This is a genomic window from Shimwellia pseudoproteus, assembly GCF_016415625.1.
In the GTDB taxonomy this organism is placed as follows: domain Bacteria; phylum Pseudomonadota; class Gammaproteobacteria; order Enterobacterales; family Enterobacteriaceae; genus Shimwellia; species Shimwellia pseudoproteus.
The window spans coordinates 25402-42877 of record NZ_WBXP01000001.1 but is presented as its reverse complement, the minus strand read 5'-3'; the positions used below and the strand labels follow the sequence as shown (position 1 = coordinate 42877).

At 53.5% G+C, this 17476-nt stretch carries 15 protein-coding genes; 12 read left to right on the top strand and 3 right to left on the bottom strand.

Annotated features, from left to right (window positions below; all coding sequences use genetic code 11):
- Positions 1-110: 110 nt before the first annotated feature.
- From dapD to map, 3 genes are all read right to left on the bottom strand, one after another.
- A complete protein-coding gene (gene dapD / locus F9C28_RS00195; protein ID WP_199013085.1) occupies positions 111-935 on the bottom strand; it encodes a 2,3,4,5-tetrahydropyridine-2,6-dicarboxylate N-succinyltransferase in 825 nt (274 codons plus the stop codon).
- A 140-nt stretch (positions 936-1075) separates the two neighbouring features.
- Entirely contained in the window at positions 1076-3751 is a 2676-nt protein-coding gene (gene glnD, locus F9C28_RS00190; protein WP_199013084.1) for a bifunctional uridylyltransferase/uridylyl-removing protein GlnD, read from the bottom strand.
- A 45-nt stretch (positions 3752-3796) separates the two neighbouring features.
- Positions 3797-4591, bottom strand: coding sequence for a type I methionyl aminopeptidase (gene map / locus F9C28_RS00185; protein WP_199013083.1), 795 nt, complete (start codon positions 4589-4591; stop codon positions 3797-3799).
- Positions 4592-4913: 322 nt separating this feature from the next.
- Between map and rpsB the strand changes: the two genes are divergently transcribed.
- The 12 genes from rpsB (at position 4914) to fabZ (ending at position 17476) form a co-directional block, all read left to right on the top strand.
- A complete protein-coding gene (rpsB, locus tag F9C28_RS00180) occupies positions 4914-5639 on the top strand; it encodes a 30S ribosomal protein S2 (RefSeq protein WP_199013082.1) in 726 nt (241 codons plus the stop codon).
- 158 nt (positions 5640-5797) lie between these two features.
- Positions 5798-6649, top strand: coding sequence for a translation elongation factor Ts (gene tsf / locus F9C28_RS00175; RefSeq protein WP_199013081.1), 852 nt, complete (start codon positions 5798-5800; stop codon positions 6647-6649).
- A gap of 186 nt (positions 6650-6835) precedes the next feature.
- Positions 6836-7561: a UMP kinase gene (gene pyrH / locus F9C28_RS00170; RefSeq protein ID WP_199013080.1), complete on the top strand. Its 726-nt coding sequence runs from the start codon at positions 6836-6838 to the stop codon at positions 7559-7561.
- A gap of 174 nt (positions 7562-7735) precedes the next feature.
- The gene (frr, locus tag F9C28_RS00165; RefSeq protein ID WP_199013079.1) at positions 7736-8293 is read left to right on the top strand and encodes a ribosome recycling factor; all 558 of its coding nucleotides are present in this window, start codon (positions 7736-7738) and stop codon (positions 8291-8293) included.
- A 129-nt stretch (positions 8294-8422) separates the two neighbouring features.
- Positions 8423-9622 (top strand): 1-deoxy-D-xylulose-5-phosphate reductoisomerase, encoded by a 1200-nt coding sequence (gene ispC / locus F9C28_RS00160; protein ID WP_199013078.1) that lies wholly within the window; start codon positions 8423-8425, stop codon positions 9620-9622.
- A gap of 184 nt (positions 9623-9806) precedes the next feature.
- Positions 9807-10565, top strand: a complete 759-nt coding sequence (gene ispU / locus F9C28_RS00155; RefSeq protein WP_199013271.1) for a (2E,6E)-farnesyl-diphosphate-specific ditrans,polycis-undecaprenyl-diphosphate synthase — start codon at positions 9807-9809, stop codon at positions 10563-10565.
- Positions 10566-10577: 12 nt separating this feature from the next.
- A complete protein-coding gene (cdsA, locus tag F9C28_RS00150) occupies positions 10578-11435 on the top strand; it encodes a phosphatidate cytidylyltransferase (RefSeq protein ID WP_199013077.1) in 858 nt (285 codons plus the stop codon).
- Between the two features lie 11 nt (positions 11436-11446).
- Complete coding sequence (gene rseP / locus F9C28_RS00145; protein ID WP_199013076.1) at positions 11447-12799, top strand: sigma E protease regulator RseP; 1353 nt, start codon at positions 11447-11449, stop codon at positions 12797-12799.
- A 33-nt stretch (positions 12800-12832) separates the two neighbouring features.
- The gene (gene bamA / locus F9C28_RS00140; protein ID WP_199013075.1) at positions 12833-15256 is read left to right on the top strand and encodes an outer membrane protein assembly factor BamA; all 2424 of its coding nucleotides are present in this window, start codon (positions 12833-12835) and stop codon (positions 15254-15256) included.
- 122 nt (positions 15257-15378) lie between these two features.
- Positions 15379-15870, top strand: coding sequence for a molecular chaperone Skp (gene skp / locus F9C28_RS00135; protein ID WP_199013074.1), 492 nt, complete (start codon positions 15379-15381; stop codon positions 15868-15870).
- A gap of 3 nt (positions 15871-15873) precedes the next feature.
- Positions 15874-16899: a UDP-3-O-(3-hydroxymyristoyl)glucosamine N-acyltransferase gene (lpxD, locus tag F9C28_RS00130; protein ID WP_199013073.1), complete on the top strand. Its 1026-nt coding sequence runs from the start codon at positions 15874-15876 to the stop codon at positions 16897-16899.
- A 121-nt stretch (positions 16900-17020) separates the two neighbouring features.
- On the top strand, positions 17021-17476 hold the full coding sequence (gene fabZ / locus F9C28_RS00125; RefSeq protein ID WP_199013072.1) for a 3-hydroxyacyl-ACP dehydratase FabZ: 456 nt from the start codon (positions 17021-17023) through the stop codon (positions 17474-17476).

Genomic DNA, 17476 nt, shown 5'->3' with positions numbered 1-17476 from the left:
GTTTCCCTGAATTATCAATAATTATCACGAAAGCCGATTTACGCCAGCGGCGGAGACAAAAAAGGCGGGTTACCCCGCCTTTTGATCACAATGCTACGCGATCCACGGGATCAATCAATGGTGCGCAGCAGTTCGTTAATGCCGACTTTACCGCGGGTTTTTGCGTCAACTTTCTTGACGATCACCGCACAGTACAGGCTGTAGCTGCCATCTTTAGACGGCAGGCTGCCGGAAACCACCACGGAACCTGCCGGTACGCGGCCATAGTGGATTTCACCGGTTTCGCGATCGTAGATCTTGGTGCTCTGGCCAATAAACACGCCCATCGAGATAACGGAGCCTTCTTCCACGATAACCCCTTCAACCACTTCTGAACGGGCACCGATAAAGCAGTTATCTTCGATGATGGTCGGGTTAGCCTGCAGCGGCTCCAGGACGCCACCGATGCCGACGCCGCCGGACAGGTGAACGTTTTTACCAATCTGCGCGCAGGAGCCAACGGTGGCCCAGGTATCAACCATGGTGCCTTCGTCAACATAGGCGCCGATATTAACGTAGGAGGGCATCAGCACGGTGTTACGGGCGATAAACGCACCTTTACGGGCCGCTGCCGGCGGCACCACGCGGAAGCCTTCTTTCTGGAAACGGGCTTCGTCGTAGTCGGCAAATTTCATCGGCACTTTATCGAAATAGCGGCTTTCTGCGCCTTCCATCACCTGGTTATCGTTGATGCGGAAAGAGAGCAGAACGGCTTTTTTCAGCCACTGGTGGGTGACCCATTGGCCCTCAATTTTTTCGGCTACGCGCAGTGCACCGCTATCCAGCAGGGCAATCACCTGGTTTACCGCTTCGCGGGTGACGGTATCTACATTTGCCGGGGTAATGTCGGCGCGGCGCTCAAAGGCGGATTCAATAACATTCTGTAACTGCTGCATTGTTTACTCTTTCCATCGCATTAAAAAAACACACTGATCCCGGAGGGGGTTAATCGACGCAGGGCCAAAGGCGCGTTATCAGGGTATTGCGTTGAGCAACCGAGCCTGACAACGCTGAAAGCGCGCTTTTGGCACGCGGCCTATCCTTTATCGTTTGGATTAAGGGCCTCTGTCAACCGTTGTTGCACTTCTTGTTGCAGCGCATTATTAAGGGCATGCCGGTCGTGGGTGGCGATGATGAATAAATCTTCTACTCGCTCACCAATGGTTGAAATTCGCGCCCCGTGGAGCGAAATTCCAAGGTCAGCAAAAATTTGCCCGACCCGGGCCAGCAGACCGGGCTGGTCCAGGGCGATTAGCTCCAGATAGGAACGCCTGTCGGTATGGGTGGGCAGAAAGCTGACCTCGGTCTCTACGGTAAAATGGCGCAATTTTGCCGGTTGTCTGCGCGGCTGCGGCGGTTGCCAGCTGCGCTGGTTAATGGTCTGCTCCAGGCCGTGGCGAATGTCCTCGTGGCGGTCCCCGGAAAGGGGAGTGCCGTCGGGCTCCAGAACAATAAAGCTGTCCATCGCCATCCCGTCGCGGGTGGTAAAAATCTGGGCGTCATGGACGCTTAAATTGCGGCGGTCCAGCTCGCCACAGACGGCGGCGAACAGGTAAGGCCGGTCCGGGCTCCAGATAAAAATCTCTGTTCCCCCGCGGGTGGCATGGGGGCTTACGAGGATCAGCGGCTGGCTGAGGTCGTGCTTCAGCAGATGCCGGGCGTGCCATGCCAGTTGAATAGGGGTATGGCGCACAAAGTAGTTGGCCCGGCAGCGGGACCAGATATGGTTGAGCGCCACCTCGTCGATATTTTCCATCCGCAGCAGCGCCAGGGCCTGTACCTGATGATGACGTACCCGCTCACGCATATCTGGCATGCTCTGGGCGCCGCGCCGCAGTTGTTTCTCGGTGGCAAAGTACAGCTCGCGCAGCAGGCTTTGCTTCCAGCTGTTCCACAGGGTTTCGTTGGTGGCGCAGATATCCGCCACGGTCAGGCATACCAGGTAGCGCAGGCGGTTTTCGGTTTGCACTTCCTCGGCAAACTGCTTGATAACCTCCGGGTCCTGGATATCCCGCCGCTGCGCAGTGACTGACATCAGCAGATGCTGGCGCACCAGCCAGGCCACCAGTTGGGTCTCCCGGGAGTTAAGCCCGTGCAGTTCGGCAAACTTGACGACATCTTCAGCCCCGAGTATCGAGTGATCCCCACCGCGGCCTTTGGCGATATCGTGGAATAGCCCGGCAATCAGCAGCAGCTCAGGGTGGGCGAGACGCGGCCAGACTTCAACACACAGCGGGTGTTTGTCGCGTACTGTTTCCTGGGAGAAGCTCTCCAGCTTTTGCAGCAACTGGATGGTGTGCTCATCCACGGTATAGGCGTGGAACAGGTCAAACTGCATCTGGCCGACGATATGCGCCCACTGGGGCATATAGGCCCAGAGTACGCTGTGGCGGTGCATGGGGACCAGGCCGCGGCTAACCACACCCGGATGGCGCAGCATCGATAAAAACAGGGATCTGGCCTCCGGGATGTAGCACAGCGGCTGGCTGAGCTGGCGACGGGCGTGGCGCAGGTGGCGCAGGGTGGTGGAGTAGATCCCGGAAATATCGCGGTTGCGGACCATCATATAGAACATGCGCAGGATGGCTTCTGGTTCTCTCAGGAACAGCCGCTCATCGCGCAGATCGATCAGGGTGCCGCGTAACTGAAACTCGTCATCCAGCGGGCGGGGTTTTTCACTGGCATCCAGCGCCAGGATCGCCTCATCAAAAATTTGCAGCAGCATCTGGTTCAGCTCTGCCACGCGCCGGGTACAGCGGTAGAAGTCTTTCATCATGTGTTCTACCGGCTGGTTGCCTTCCCCGCTATAGTGCAGGCGGCGAGCCACATTGAGCTGGCGGTCAAACAGTAAACGGTTGTCGTAACGGGTAAGCTCAAGATGCAGGGCAAAGCGGATGCGCCACAGCACATGCTGGCATTCGTTAAGCTCGTTGCGTTCGGCCTGGGTGAGAAAGCCGAAGTCGACCATTTCGTCCATCGAGGTGGCGCCAAAGTGGCGGCGCGCCACCCACATCAGGGTGTGGATGTCCCGTAGCCCCCCGGGGCTGCTTTTGATGTCCGGCTCCAGGTTGTAGCTGGTGCCGTGGTAGCGCTGGTGGCGGGTATTTTGCTCGGCCACTTTGGCCGCGAAAAAATCCGCCGACGGCCAGAAACCCTCGCTGAAGATCTGCTTTTGCAGTTCGAGGAAAATCACCACATCGCCAATCAGCAGCCGGGATTCAATCAAATTGGTGGCGACAGTCAGATCCGCCAGCCCCTCCAGCAGGCACTCTTCGAGGGTGCGGACGCTGTGGCCCACCTCCAGTTTGACATCCCACAGCAGGGTCAACAGCTCGCCGGTTTTCTGGGCTATCTCATCCGGTAGCCGGGTGCGGCTGAGGATCAGCAAATCAATGTCGGACAGCGGATGCAGTTCACCGCGGCCATAACCGCCAACCGCCACCAGCGCCAGCCCTTCGACCTTATCGAACTGGTAATGTAACCACAGCCGTTGCAGTAATTGGTCAATAAATTCGGTGCGGGCGTCGATTAACAGCTCGGCGGAGATGCCGCTATCAAACGCCTCCCCCAGCCAGCGCTGGAAATGTTCTAAATGGGATTTGATCGCCGCGCAGGTGAGGGCGGATTCAGGCCAACTGGTGGGGTTGTCCGGTTGGCCGGGGATCATGGGTAACACTGCGTTGACACGCTGTTCGGGTAAAGCGTTGCTCATCTGCCAGGCTCATAAAAAAAGCCGGCGGCCGCCGGCTTTTTGCTGTTAGTCGTTATGCGAAATGACCGCCGGGATGGTGTCATCCTTGCGCAGGGTGAGAATTTCGCAGCCGTTATCGGTAACCACAATAGTATGCTCATACTGTGCAGACAAGCTGCGATCTTTGGTTTTTACGGTCCAGCCGTCTTTCATGGTACGGATGCGGTAGTCGCCGGCATTGACCATCGGTTCAACAGTAAAGGTCATGCCCTTTTGCAGCACCACGCCGCCGTCATCTGCGTCATAGTGCAGTACCTGAGGCTCCTCATGGAAGCCGCGGCCGATACCGTGACCGCAGTATTCACGCACCACGGAGAAGCCTTCAGCTTCAACGAATTTCTGGATGGCCGCGCCCAGGCTACGCAGGCGGATCCCCGGTTTCACCATGTTCAGGGCCAGGTACAGGCTCTGTTGGGTCACATGGCACAGGCGCTCGCCGAGAATAGTCGGTTTGCCGACGATAAACATTTTTGAGGTGTCGCCGTGGAAGCCGTCTTTAATGACAGTCACGTCGATATTGACGATATCACCTTCTTTCAGGTGTTTGTCATCGCTGGGAATACCGTGACATACCACTTCATTAATGGAGATGCAGACCGACTTTGGGTAACCGTGGTAACCGAGGCAGGCTGATACAGCGTGTTGTTCGTTAACGATGTAGTCGTTGCAGATTTTATCCAGTTCGCCGGTGGTGACGCCGGGTTTTACATGGGCTTCGATCATCTCCAGCACGTCGGCGGCTAATTTGCCCGCGACGCGCATTTTTTCGATGTCTTCCGCTGTTTTGATTGAAATAGTCATGCTTAAGGTCCGCTGTTGTCGTCAATATCGACAATAATTGTCTAAGTAACAGCAATGTTATCAGGGCGGGCGGATGAGTGCCAAACCGCGAATGCGCTGTCGGAAGGATAACAACAACTGTTGGTGTCAGGGATGAATTTATGGTATAAAGCGCGCCGGACTACGTGTACTGATTTTCAGCGATGAAAGTAGTGCGACGCAGTAAATCTCACTTTGTGTAATTACACACACGTATCGACACATGTTCCGGGGTGCCCGCAAGGGTCGGTTAACATGGGATACGTGGAGGCATAACCCCAACTTATCTATAGAGGTTTTAAACATGGCAACTGTTTCCATGCGCGATATGCTCAAGGCTGGTGTTCACTTTGGTCACCAGACCCGTTACTGGAACCCGAAAATGAAGCCGTTCATCTTCGGTGCGCGTAACAAAGTTCACATCATCAACCTTGAGAAAACTGTACCGATGTTCAACGATGCCCTGGCTGAGCTGAACAAAATCGCCTCCCGTAAAGGCAAAATCCTGTTCGTTGGTACTAAACGCGCTGCAAGCGAAGCGGTAAAAGAATCTGCTCTGAGCTGCGATCAGTTCTTCGTGAACCATCGCTGGCTGGGCGGCATGCTGACCAACTGGAAAACCGTTCGTCAGTCCATCAAACGTCTGAAAGACCTGGAAACCCAGTCTCAGGACGGTACCTTTGAAAAACTGACCAAAAAAGAAGCGCTGATGCGTACCCGTGAACTGGCCAAGCTGGAAAACAGCCTGGGCGGTATCAAAGATATGGGCGGTCTGCCGGATGCTCTGTTCGTTATCGATGCCGATCATGAACACATCGCTATCAAAGAAGCAAACAACCTGGGTATCCCGGTATTTGCTATCGTTGATACCAACTCTGATCCGGACGGCGTAGACTTCGTTATCCCGGGTAACGATGATGCTATCCGTGCCGTGACTCTGTATCTGGGCGCCGTAGCTACTACCGTTCGTGAAGGCCGTTCTCAGGATCTGGCTTCTCAGGCGGAAGAAAGCTTCGTAGAAGCTGAATAATAAGGCTAGCTCGCTAAGAGCCCTTATTAACCAGGTATGAAATAGTTTGGTTAGGGGGCCTGTTCTCAGGTCCCCTTTTTTACTTCTGAATCTGTTGGGTATATCCACCCGGCGGATCTCTTATCTCCCGCTGAGATAACCGAACCGAGGATTATAGAATGGCTGATATTACCGCTGCTCTGGTAAAAGAACTGCGCGAACGTACTGGCGCAGGCATGATGGAATGTAAAAAAGCGCTGGTTGAAGCTAACGGCGACATCGAGCTGGCTATCGACAACATGCGTAAATCTGGCCAGGCGAAAGCCGCCAAGAAAGCAGGTCGCGTTGCTGCTGAAGGTATCATCCTGACGGCTATCGATTACAAATACGGCGTAATCATCGAACTGAACTGCGAAACTGACTTCGTTGCAAAAGACGCTGGTTTCAAAGCATTCGGCGACGAAGTTCTGTCCGTTGCGCTGGAAGAACGCATTGCTGACATCGAGGTGCTGAAAGCCCGTTTCGAAGAACAGCGTGCGCACCTGGTAGCGAAAATCGGTGAAAACATCAATATCCGTCGTATTTCCGTTATCGAAGGCGACGTGCTGGGTTCTTACCTGCACGGTGCGCGCATCGGTGTTCTGGTTGCGGCAACCGGTGCTGACGAAGAGCTGGTTAAACACATCGCAATGCACGTTGCGGCGTCTAAACCAGAATACGTTAAACCGGAAGATGTACCGGCAGACGTTGTGGCTCACGAACAGCAGATCCAGCTGGACATCGCCATGCAGTCTGGCAAACCGCGTGAAATCGCAGAAAAAATGGTCGAAGGCCGTATGCGTAAATTCACCGGTGAAGTGTCTCTGACTGGTCAGCACTTCGTTATGGATCCGTCCAAAACTGTTGCCCAGCTGCTGAAAGAGCACAACGCTGACGTAACAGGTTTCATCCGCTTTGAAGTGGGTGAAGGCATCGAGAAAGTTGAAGCTGACTTCGCAGCAGAAGTTGCTGCAATGTCCAAACAGTCTTAATGCTGTAAAAGAGCCGCCTGCGGGCGGCTCCTTTTTATACCGGTTATCTTTCAGGTGGCCGGAAATTACCCGCCACCTGAAAGATAACTGCTTACTGGTCAGGGCGCGCCGGCATAGTGTCCGCGCGGCGCGCTAACTGCACCAGCGTAAATCCTCTTCCAATCGTTACTGCTCCAGGAAAGAAACATGGCTACCAATGCAAAACCTGTTTATAAACGCATTCTGTTAAAACTGAGTGGCGAAGCGCTGCAAGGCTCAGAAGGCTTCGGTATTGACGCAAGCGTTCTGGATCGCATGGCGCAAGAGATAAAAGAACTGGTTGAACTGGGTATCCAGGTTGGGGTAGTCATCGGCGGGGGTAACCTGTTCCGCGGTGCGGGCCTGGCGCAGGCCGGGATGAACCGTGTGGTCGGTGACCATATGGGGATGCTGGCTACCGTGATGAACGGCCTGGCAATGCGTGATGCGCTGCACCGTGCTTATGTCAATGCCCGTTTGATGTCTGCCATCCCGCTGAACGGTGTCTGTGATAACTACAGCTGGGCGGAAGCTATCAGCCTGTTACGCAACAACCGCGTTGTTATCCTGGCTGCCGGTACCGGTAACCCGTTCTTTACGACTGACTCTGCGGCCTGTCTGCGCGGGATTGAAATCGAAGCGGACGTGGTGCTGAAAGCCACTAAAGTGGACGGGGTGTTCTCTGCTGATCCGATGAAAGATCCGTCAGCCACCCTGTATGACCAGCTCTCCTACCAGGAAGTGCTGGAAAAAGAACTGAAAGTGATGGATCTCGCGGCCTTTACTCTGGCCCGCGACCACAAACTGCCCATTCGCGTGTTTAACATGAACAAGCCAGGCGCACTGCGTCGCGTAGTAATGGGTGAGCAAGAAGGCACATTGATCACGGAATAATTTTACCCCGGACTGAATCAGGGTAATATTCTGTTTCACTATTGTGCTCCGGCAGCCATTGAGGGTGCCATGAATTAAACAGGGCTATACTTCCACTGCCCGGGTTACCATAACGTAACCGCCGGGCGTATTGAGGCGTAGTCTGGCTTAAACCTGTTTTCAAGGATTCGTAACGTGATTAGCGATATCAGAAAAGATGCCGAAGTGCGTATGGAAAAATGCGTAGAGGCTTTTAAAACTCAGATCAGCAAGATCCGTACTGGCCGCGCTTCCCCAAGCCTGCTGGACGGGATTGTTGTTGAATATTACGGCACTCCGACGCCGCTGCGCCAACTGGCTAACGTCACCGTTGAAGATTCTCGTACGCTGAAAATCAATGTGTTTGACCGTAGTCTGAGTGCCGCGGTCGAGAAAGCCATTATGGCGTCTGATCTTGGGCTGAACCCAAGCTCCGCCGGTAGCGATATTCGTGTTCCGCTGCCGCCGCTGACCGAAGAACGCCGTAAAGACCTTATCAAAGTGGTACGCAGTGAAGCAGAACAGGCGCGTGTGTCGGTACGTAACGTACGCCGTGATGCGAATGACAAAGTAAAAGCACTGTTGAAAGACAAAGAGATCAGCGAAGACGACGATCGCCGCTCTCAGGATGATGTGCAGAAGCTGACTGATGCCGCGGTCAAGAAAGTTGACGCCGCACTGGCTGATAAAGAAGCAGAATTGATGCAGTTCTGATCCTGCACTGCTGGAATGGTAAAACGCCGCTACGGAGCCGGCACCGGCTTTAATGCGGCGTTTTGCATTGTGGCAGGACGTTATACCCGGGCCAGTTAAACGGGCCCGTTAACCTTTTCAGAGTACCTCATGAAGCAATTAACTGTTCTCGGCTCTACTGGCTCCATCGGTTGCAGCACCCTCGACGTGGTACGCCGCAACCCGGATCGTTTTTCCATTACTGCACTGGTGGCGGGTAAAAACGTCGCGCGGATGATAGAGCAGTGTCTGGCGTTCCGCCCGAAGTACGCGGTGATGGCCCATGAAGAAGACGCGCGCGCACTGCGTGCCGCGTTGCAGACCCACGGGATGGATATTGAGGTCATGGCTGGCCAGCAGGCGGCCTGCGACATGGCCGCGCTGGATGAGGTCGATCAGGTCATGGCGGCTATCGTAGGGGCCGCCGGGTTAGTGCCTACGCTCGCCGGGATCCGGGCGGGAAAACAAATTTTACTGGCCAATAAAGAGGCCCTGGTAACCTGTGGGCGCCTGTTTATGGACGCGGTTGCGCAACACGGCGCGCAGTTGTTACCAATTGATAGCGAACATAACGCGATTTTTCAGAGTTTACCGGACGCTATTCAGCGCAATCTGGGATACGCTTCTCTCGAAGATAATGGCGTCTCGTCCATTATCCTCACCGGTTCTGGTGGCCCCTTCCGGGAGACGCCACTGGCTGATTTGACGGCGATGACGCCCGATCAAGCCTGTAAACACCCGAACTGGTCCATGGGGCGCAAGATCTCTGTTGATTCTGCCACCATGATGAATAAAGGCCTGGAATATATTGAAGCCCGCTGGCTATTTAATGCCTCTGCCCATCAGATGGAAGTCTTGCTGCACCCGCAGTCAATGATCCATTCGATGGTGCGCTACGCCGATGGCAGCGTTATTGCGCAACTGGGTGAGCCTGATATGCGCACCCCTATTGCCCATGCGATGGCGTGGCCAGCCAGAACGACCTCTGGCGTGAAGCCGCTGGATTTTTGTGAAATCGGCGCGCTGACGTTCGGGCGCCCTGACTATCAGCGTTATCCGTGTCTGAAACTGGCGATTGACGCTTTTGAAAGCGGCCAGGCAGCAACGACGACGCTGAATGCCGCTAATGAAGTGGTGGTGGCGGCGTTCCTGGCAGGACAGATTCGGTTTACGGATATTGCGGCGCTTAACGCCGGTGTGCTTGATGCCGCTTCGCTGGACGAGCCGGTAAATGTCAGCGACGTTTTGGACATTGATGCAAAAGCCCGCATTCTCGCGCAGCAACACGTGATTCGCCTCGCAGGTATATGAATATTATGCCCGGAGGCCCCTCGCTATTTGTTAGCGTCTGGCTGAGGTGATATAGTCTGCGCCACCCGATTATTGCCATAAAGCGTGATCGTCAGGTTAAGCCGTGGTTTAACACGGCTTTTTTACGTAGAGGCTTTAGTATTCCAGGGTACCGCTAATCCCTTTCATGGAACAAAAACGCGTTATGTTGTCAGCTAATCAAGCACCCCAGGATTCTTCATCTACCCATGGTCCGCGCCATGTCGCCATCATTATGGATGGTAACGGCCGCTGGGCTAAGCGCCAGGGAAAGATGAGAGTCATCGGTCACAGGGCGGGAGCGAAAGCGGTCCGTCGGGCAGTTAGCTATGCCGCGAATCAAGGGATTGAGGCCCTGACGCTATACGCATTTAGTAGTGAAAACTGGAATCGGCCCGTTCAGGAAGTAAGTGCTCTGATGGAGCTCTTTGTCTGGGCGCTGGACAGTGAAGTAAAAGTGTTACATCGCAATAACGTACGGCTAAAAATTATTGGCGATGTGTCACGCTTCAATGCTCGTCTACAGGAAAAAATCCGTAATTCCGAGGCACTGACTAGCAAGAATACCGGATTAACTCTCAATATTGCTGCGAATTATGGCGGGCGTTGGGATATTATTCAGGGTGTACGACATATTGCTGAGCAAGTCAGGTGCGGAGAAATCTCACCGGAGCAAATTACGGAAGATATGCTGAACCAGCAAGTGTGCATGAGCGATCTGGCACCGGTTGATTTAGTAATTAGGACAGGGGGAGAGCACCGGATCAGTAATTTCCTGCTGTGGCAGATAGCTTACGCGGAACTCTGGTTTACGGATGTACTCTGGCCCGATTTCGATGAACAAGACTTTGAAGGTGCACTGAATGCCTTTGCAACTCGTGAGCGTCGTTTTGGCGGCACAGCACCCGGTAGCGACCAGGTTTAATGGGGGTTACTCTTGCTGAAGTATCGCCTGATTTCCGCATTTATCTTAATCCCGGTCGTTATTGCGGCGTTGTTCTGGTTACCGCCAGGCGGCTTTGCTATTACCACTATTATTGTCTGTATGCTGGCAGCCTGGGAATGGGGGCAATTAAGCGGTTTTTCATCCCGTAATCAACGGGTCTGGCTGGCGGTACTGTGTGGCTTGTTGCTGGCAACCATGTTAATGGCATTGCCGGAATATCATCATAATATCCATATCCCCCTTATCGCGGGCTCTTTATGGGCGTCGTTGATTTGGTGGTGTGTCGCGTTATTGCTTGTCTTTTTTTACCCTGCCTCAGCGTCTTTCTGGCGTAATTCCCGCATTCTGCGGCTGATCTTCGGTTTTTTTACTATCATTCCTTTCTTTTGGGGCATGGTGGTGCTGCGCAGCTGGCACTACGACATGGACCACTACGCGGGCGCAATCTGGCTGCTGTATGTCATGTTTCTGGTATGGGGCGCGGATTCCGGGGCTTATATCTTTGGGAAAATGTTTGGTAAACATAAGCTTGCTCCAAAAGTATCGCCGGGTAAAACCTGGAAGGGCTTTTTTGGCGGCCTGGTGACCTCGGCAGTTATCTCGTGGATATTCGGCACATGGGCAAATTTGAATGTAGCGGGCAGCGTATTATTGGTATGCTCACTGGTCGCTGCGCTGGCGTCGGTATTGGGTGATTTGACAGAAAGCATGTTCAAACGTGAAGCCGGCATTAAGGACAGTGGTCATTTGATTCCGGGCCACGGTGGCATTCTTGATCGTATTGACAGTCTGACAGCGGCAGTACCGGTATTTGTTTGTCTCTTGATACTGGTGTTTGGCGCAATTTAACGGAAGATTATATGCTGAGTGTTCTCTGGAGTCTGGCGGCGTTTATCGTAGCACTGGGGGTGTTGATCACCGTGCACGAGTTTGGGCACTTTTGGGTGGCGCGCCGCTGTGGCATTTATGTAGAACGCTTTTCTATCGGCTTTGGTAAGGCGCTGTGGCGCCGGACCGATCGCCAGGGCACTGAGTTTGTTATTGCGCTTATCCCGCTGGGCGGGTATGTCAAAATGCTCGATGAACGCGTTGAGGCGGTTGCGCCAGAGATGCGCCACCGGGCGTTTAATAACAAAACGGTGGCCCAGCGGGCAGCGGTGATTGCCGCCGGGCCGGTGGCTAACTTTATTTTTGCCGTTTTCGCCTATTGGGTTGTTTTTATCATCGGCGTCCCGAGTGTTCGTCCGGTTATTAGCGATGTTGTGCCCGACTCTATCGCGGCACAGGCGCAAATTTCACCGAATACGGAACTTAAAGCCGTTGATGGTATCGAAACGCCTGATTGGGATGCGGTGCGTTTGGCGCTGATTGGTAAAATTGGCGACAGCAGCGCAACCCTCACCATCGCGCCGTTTGGCAGTAACGACACGATGCAGAAAACACTGGATCTCAGCCACTGGCAATTTGAGCCGGATAAGCAAGATCCCGTGCAGTCGCTGGGGCTTCAGCCGGTGGGACCAAAGATTGGCCCCGTACTGGCTGAGGTACAAAAAGGATCGGCTGCCGAAAAGGCAGGTTTGCAAGCCGGAGACAGGATCGTTAAAGTCAACGGTCAGTTGCTGACCAACTGGATGGTGTTCGTTGAACAGGTGCGGGATAACCCCGACCGTCCATTGGCTATCAATATTGAGCGGCAGGGTGAGCCCCTTGCGCTAACGCTGACGCCCGCTGTTAAAGCGGGGGCGGCTAAAGCGGAAGGTTTTGCCGGGGTAGTACCTCAGGTGATCCCGCTGCCTAACGAGTACCGTACGGTGCGCCAGTATGGTCCTTTCAGTGCCGTTGGCCACGCCACAGAGAAAACGTGGCAGCTGATGAAACTGACGGTGAGTATGCTGGGGAAATTAATAACCGGTGACGTCAAACTGAATAACCTCAGTGGGCCTATTTCGATAGCCCAGGGAGCAGGTATGTCGGCGGAGTTCGGGTTGGTGTATTACCTCATGTTCCTGGCGCTGATCAGCGTTAACCTGGGGATTATCAACTTGTTCCCGCTGCCCGTTCTGGACGGGGGGCATTTACTGTTCCTGGTAATCGAAAAGCTTAAAGGCGCCCCGGTCTCGGAGCGAGTTCAGGACTTCAGTTATCGCATTGGCTCTGTGTTGCTGGTGCTGTTAATGGGGCTTGCACTTTTCAATGATTTCTCTCGCTTGTAGAGAGAGTTAGGTTAGGAAGAACGCATAACAACGATGGCGATGAAAAAGTTGCTCATAGCGTCGCTGCTGTTTAGCAGCGCCACCGTATACGGTGCCGACGGGTTCGTAGTGAAGGACATTCATTTCGAAGGCCTGCAGCGAGTCGCCGTTGGTGCGGCCCTTCTCAGTATGCCTGTGCGTGTTGGGGATACCGTGACTGATGATGACATCAGCAACACGATTCGTTCTCTGTTCGCGACGGGAAACTTCGAGGATGTCCGGGTCCTGCGTGATGGTGATTCATTACTTGTTCAGGTAAAAGAACGCCCGACAATTGCCAGCATCACTTTCTCCGGTAATAAATCGGTGAAAGATGACATGCTCAAGCAGAATCTTGAAGCCTCTGGCGTGCGGGTCGGGGAGTCACTCGATCGCACCACCTTGTCCGATATTGAAAAAGGACTGGAGGATTTCTACTACAGCGTCGGGAAATACAGCGCCAGCGTGAAAGCGGTTGTGACACCGCTGCCGCGTAACCGTGTTGACCTGAAACTGGTCTTCCAGGAAGGGGTCTCTGCGAAAATCCAGCAGATTAACATCGTTGGTAACCACGCATTCTCCACCGAGGAGTTGATCTCCCACTTCCAGCTGCGCGATGAGGTGCCGTGGTGGAACGTGGTTGGCGATCGTAAATATCAGAAACAAAAACTGGCGGGCGACCTCGAAACCCTGCGCAGTTTCTACCTGGATCGCGGTTATGCGCGTTTCAATATCCAGTCGACTCAGGTTAGCCTGACGCCGGATAAAAAAGGTATCTATATCACGGTTAACATCAGCGAAGGCGATCAGTACAAGCTTTCCGGTGTTGATGTGAGCGGTAACCTGGCCGGTCACTCGGCGGAAATCGAAGGTCTGACCAAAGTGGAGCCGGGCGAGCTGTATAACGGCACCAAAGTGACCAAGATGGAAGACTCCGTCAAGAAACTGCTGGGCCGCTATGGTTACGCCTATCCGCGGGTGCAGACCCAGCCGGAAATTGACGATACCGCGAAAACCGTTAAGTTGCATGTCAACGTTGACGCCGGTAACCGTTACTACGTGCGTAAGATCCGCTTTGAGGGTAACGACACCAGTAAAGATTCCGTTCTGCGCCGCGAAATGCGCCAGATGGAAGGTGCCTGGCTGGGTAGCGACCTGGTTGACCAGGGGAAAGAGCGTCTTAACCGCCTCGGCTACTTTGAAACCGTGGATACCGACACCCAGCGTGTACCGGGCAGCCCGGATCAGGTGGATGTGGTCTACAAGGTAAAAGAGCGTAACACCGGTAGCTTCAACTTTGGTGTCGGTTACGGTACTGAAAGCGGTGTGAGCTTCCAGGTCGGTGTGCAGCAGGATAACTGGCTGGGTACTGGTTACTCAGTGGGTATCAGCGGTACCAAAAATGATTACCAGACCTATACTGAACTGTCAGTGACCAACCCGTACTTCACCGTTGATGGTGTGAGCCTCGGTGGTCGCGTCTTCTATAACGACTTTAAAGCTGATGATGCTGATCTGTCCGACTATACCAACAAAAGTTATGGTCTGGATGGCACCCTTGGCTTCCCCATCAACGAATACAACAGCTTGCGTGTTGGTTTAGGTTATGTTCATAACGACCTGTCAAACATGCAGCCGCAGATAGCCATGTGGCGTTATCTGGATTCGATGGGGCAGAGTGCGGATAAAGACAACGATCATAACGACTACTCAGCGGATGACTTCACCTTCAACTATGGCTGGACCTACAACAACCTCGACCGCGGGTACTTCCCGACGAAAGGTTCACGGGTCAACCTGAATGGTAAAGTAACCGTACCGGGCTCCGACAACGAATTCTACAAAGTGACGCTGGATACGGCGACGTATGTGCCTATCGATGACGATCACAAGTGGGTTGTGCTGGGCCGTACCCGTTGGGGTTATGGTGATGGGATCGGCAGTAAAGAAATGCCGTTCTATGAAAACTTCTATGCCGGTGGTTCCAGTACCGTTCGTGGCTTCCAGTCCAATACCATTGGTCCGAAAGCAGCTTATTACTATGGCCCGAACAACGAAAACTGTAACGGCAGTGGTGAAAGCGCAGCGGGCGTATGTCGGTCTAATGACGCCGTCGGCGGGAACGCCATGGGTGTGGCCAGCGTAGAGCTGATTACCCCAACACCGTTCCTGAGCGAGAAATACGCCAACTCAGTACGCACCTCGCTGTTTGTTGATGCGGGTAGCGTCTGGGATACCAACTGGCATAACACGGCGGAAACCCGCGCAGCCGGCATTCCTGACTACAGCAAGGCAAGCAACGTGCGTGCTTCTGCGGGTCTGGCGCTGCAATGGATGTCCCCGCTGGGGCCGTTGGTGTTCTCCTACGCTCAGCCGATTAAAGAATACAGTGGAGATAAATCAGAACAATTCCAGTTTAACATTGGTAAAACCTGGTAATAATTCTGAGCAACGGAATGCATAACGTTGTGTCGCGATGACTCCTGATGAGCGGATAACTCATCTGGGCCACGCAAAGAACAGTACCTCATGGGTACAAATGGGATGGTAAGGAGTTTATTGTGAAAAAGTGGTTAATCGCTGCGGGTCTTAGCCTGGCATCAGCAACAGCAGCTAACGCTGCCGATATCGGTGTAGTAAACATGGGTAACCTGTTCCAACAGGTTGCACAGAGCACTGGCGTTTCTCAGCGTCTGGAAAGCGAGTTCAAAGGCCGCGCCAGCGAACTGCAAAACATGGAATCTTCTCTGCAATCTAAAATGCAGCGTCTGCAGCGTGATGGCGCGACCATGAAAGCCAGCGAACGTAGCAGCCTGGAGAAATCCGTGATGGCCGATCGCCAGACTTTCTCTACCAAAGCGCAGGCATTCGAACAGGATCGTGCGCGTCGTTCCAACGAAGAACGCGGCAAACTGGTTACTCAAATCCAGTCTGCTGTGAAAAAAGTGGCTGACGACAAAGGGATCGAAGTTGTTCTGGATTCCAGCACTGTGGTTTACTCCAGCAGCGATGTTAAAGACATCACCGCTGATGTACTGAAACAGGTTAAATAAGTCATGCCTTCCATTCGACTGGCTGACTTAGCCCAACAGTTGAATGCGGAGCTGCACGGTGATGGCGATATCGCCATCACTGGCGTAGCCTCCATGCAATCTGCGGGGAATGGTCAGATTACTTTTATCGTCAACCCGCGCTATCGGGACCACCTGGCAGAATGCCAGGCATCTGCCGTGGTGATGACGCAAGCCGATCTGCCTTATGCGCAGAGTGCGGCACTGGTAGTAAAAAATCCTTACCTCACCTATGCGCTGATGGCGCAAATTCTTGATACCACACCGCAGCCAGCTCAGGACATTGCCCCCAGTGCAGTGATTGACGCCAGCGCGCAGTTGGGCAGCAACGTCTCTGTTGGCGCCAACGCGGTTATCGAGTCTGGTGTGGTACTGGGTGATAATGTTGTTATCGGCCCGGGCTGTTTTGTCGGTAAAAATACAAAAATCGGTGACGGTTCGCGGTTATGGGCCAATGTCTCTGTTTATCATGACATTGAAATTGGTAAAGCCTGTCTTATTCAGTCCAGCACGGTTATCGGCGCAGATGGTTTTGGCTATGCCAACGATCGCGGTAACTGGGTGAAGATCCCCCAACTTGGGCGGGTTATCATCGGCGATCGCGTTGGGATCGGTGCCTGTACCACCATTGACCGTGGTGCACTGGATGATACTGTGATCGGTAATGGTGTTATCATTGATAACCAGTGCCAGATTGCACATAACGTTGTGATTGGCGACAATACCGCAGTCGCTGGCGGTGTTATCATGGCAGGTAGCCTGAAAATAGGCCGTTACTGTATGATTGGCGGCGCCAGCGTGATCAATGGACATATGGAGATCTGCGATAAGGTCACGGTTACCGGTATGGGGATGGTGATGCGTCCGATTACTGAACCGGGGGTTTACTCATCGGGGATCCCGCTCCAGCCTAATAAGGTCTGGCGTAAAACGGCAGCGTTAGTGATGAATATTGATGATATGAGCAAGCGCCTGAAAGCCATAGAGCGCAAGGTTAATCACCAGGACTAATCATCATAGCGCGTACCATTCTACGTTCTGTGCGATCATATTTGCGGCCTGCTGGCTTTCTCTTGATACCAGCAGGCCGTGTTATTATTGTTACTTAGCATATTTTGACAGGAAGAGTATTTTGACTACTGACACTCATACTCTGCATATTGATGAGATTTTAGATCTTCTGCCGCACCGTTTTCCTTTTCTGCTGGTAGATCGCGTATTGGACTTCGAAGAAGGCCAATTTTTACGCGCCGTTAAAAATGTTTCGGTAAATGAGCCGTTTTTCCAGGGGCACTTTCCGGGTAAACCTATCTTCCCCGGCGTGTTGATTCTGGAAGCGATGGCCCAGGCCACGGGTATTCTGGCGTTTAAAAGCGTGGGTAAACTGGAGCCGGGCGAGCTCTATTATTTTGCCGGTATCGATGAAGCGCGCTTTAAGCGCCCTGTGGTGCCAGGCGATCAGATGATCATGGAAGTCACCTTCGAGAAAACGCGCCACGGCCTGACCCGCTTTAAAGGTGTCGCGACAGTAGATGGTAAAATCGTTTGTGAAGCTACAATGATGTGTGCCCGCAGCCGGGAGGCCTGA